The organism is Micromonospora sp. M51, from assembly GCF_018070305.1.
Classification (GTDB): Bacteria; Actinomycetota; Actinomycetes; order Mycobacteriales; family Micromonosporaceae; genus Micromonospora; species Micromonospora parva.
This window is the reverse complement of record NZ_JAGPXZ010000978.1, coordinates 1-1,937: the sequence shown is the minus strand read 5'-3', so window position 1 is coordinate 1,937 and position 1,937 is coordinate 1. Positions and strand designations below refer to the sequence as shown.

Annotated in this window: 3 protein-coding genes; 1 reads left to right on the top strand and 2 read right to left on the bottom strand. The window is 73.1% G+C overall.

Going from position 1 to position 1,937, the window contains the following annotated elements; all coding sequences use genetic code 11:
* Positions 1–581: MBL fold metallo-hydrolase (locus KBX53_RS31475; RefSeq protein WP_210863395.1), on the bottom strand; the 581-nt coding region annotated here is incomplete at its 3' end.
* 7 nt (positions 582–588) lie between these two features.
* On the bottom strand, positions 589–1,305 hold the full coding sequence (locus KBX53_RS31470) for a maleylpyruvate isomerase family mycothiol-dependent enzyme (protein WP_030338343.1): 717 nt from the start codon (positions 1,303–1,305) through the stop codon (positions 589–591).
* Positions 1,306–1,485: 180 nt separating this feature from the next.
* Here KBX53_RS31470 and rsgA point away from each other — a divergent pair.
* The coding region (gene rsgA / locus KBX53_RS31465; RefSeq protein WP_369010020.1) for a GTPase RsgA at positions 1,486–1,937 on the top strand (452 nt) is incomplete at its 3' end.

The following is a 1,937-nucleotide window of genomic DNA, read 5'->3' as shown; positions in this document are numbered from 1 at the left end:
GGGTAGAACCAGGTGTCGTCCGGCAGCTTGTCGAACAGCTTCTGCTCGACGTCGCCGATCAGCGCCGCGAACCGCTCCGGGTCCTTGTCGGTGTTGCCGACGCCACCAGGGAAGAGACTGTCGCCGGTGAACAGGTGCGGGGTGCCGGCCGGGTCGCGGTAGAGAAGCGCGATCGAACCCGGGGTGTGGCCCTTGACGTGGATGACCTCCAGCGCGCAGTCGCCGACCGCCACGGTGTCGCCGTCGGCCAGCCGCTCCGCCTCGATCGGCAGGCCCGCCGCGTCGTCGGCGTGCACCAGCGCCCGGGCGCCGGTCTTGGCGACGACCTCCTCCAGCGCCACCCAGTGATCCATGTGCTGGTGGGTCGTCACCACGGCGGTGAGCCCACCGTCGCCGATCAGGTCGAGCAGCCGGGGTGCCTCGTTGGCGGCGTCGATCAGCACCTGGTCACCGGTGGCCGTGCAGCGCAGCAGGTAGGCGTTGTTGTCCATCGGGCCCACCGACAGCTTGCTGATGGTCAGCCCGGCCAAGTCCCGAACCGCGGGTGCGCCGCCGTTCGTGACGTCTCCGTTGTATGTCATGACGTTTCTATATCCATTCCGGTGGAGTAGGCAGGGGACCGTCAGGGATGACGGAGAGCGGGGCGCCGTCGGCGCGGCCGATCAGCCAGGCGGCGAGGTCGGGGGCGGGACCGGCGACGACCGGGGCGCCGACCCGCTCCCCGATCACCACCTCGTGCTCGCTGCCGTCGAGACGGAGCACCATCGACGGGGGCGTCGGACCGGTGCCGTGATGGCTGGCCGCCTCGCGCAGCAGTCGGTGGGCGAACGCCTCCGACCAGTCCGTGGCCCGGTAGTCGGCGGCCAGATCGAGGTGGTGCACCTCGATCTCCCGGAGCCGACCCCAGACCAGCAGCGCGGCCGGCCACGGGCCCTTACGCGCCTGCACCGTCGCCGCCCACGCCTCGGTCGGCATCGCCGCGACCGCCTCGGCGAACAGGTCCGCGGTGCGGCGCAGGTCGTCCAGGTGCGCGGCCGGTGGTCGGCCCGAACCGGCTTCGATGTCCGCCGTGCGGGCCTCCAACGAGGCGTACATCGGCAGGGCCTCCCCGGTGCGGGCCGAGGTGAGCAGGTTGACGAAGCCGTCGGCGTTGCGCGCCACGTGCGCCAGCACGTGGCCGCGCGTCCAGCCCGGCAGCAGCGACGCGGCAGCCAGGTCCGCGGCGTCGAAAGACGCGGCGGTACGGAGTAGTCGGCTGGTGGCCGCGTCCACCTCGCCCATCAGCAGCAGCGGATCCGTGGTCACCCGTCGACAGTAGCGGTCCGCCGCCCGCGGCGTCGCCGGGGAAATCGCTTTCGGCGCGTCGGCGCACGACCTACCGTCAGCGGCAGACGCGGCACCGGGACATCGGACGGAGGTGGTTGATCATGCCGGACGTGGCACGCGTGTTCCGCCATCACCAGCTTCGACACCGATGAGGATGCTATGACGATCGATCTGACCGCCCTCGGCTGGGACGCCGAGCGAGCGGCGTACGCCGCGCGTCGCGGCGAGCACCAGCCGGGTCGGGTGGCCCGGGTGGACCGGGGGGTCTGCACGGTGCTGACCACCGTCGGCCCGGTCCGGGCCAGCCTGGGCGGGGCGGTGCTGACCGTCGCCGCGCGGGACCCGTCCGCGCTGCCCTGCGCCGGGGACTGGGTGCTGCTCACCCACTGGCCGGACCGCCGGGTCACCGTGGAGGCGGTACTGCCGCGGCGCGGCGCGCTGATCCGGCGTACCGCCGGCAAGGACGCCAGCGGCCAGGTGCTGGCCGCCAACCTCGACGCCGCCGCCGTGGTCGAGCCGGTGCACCCCGAGCCGGACGTGGGCCGGATCGAGCGGCTGCTCTCCCTGGCCCACGAGTCCGGCGCCCGACCCCTGGTCGTACTGACCAAGGC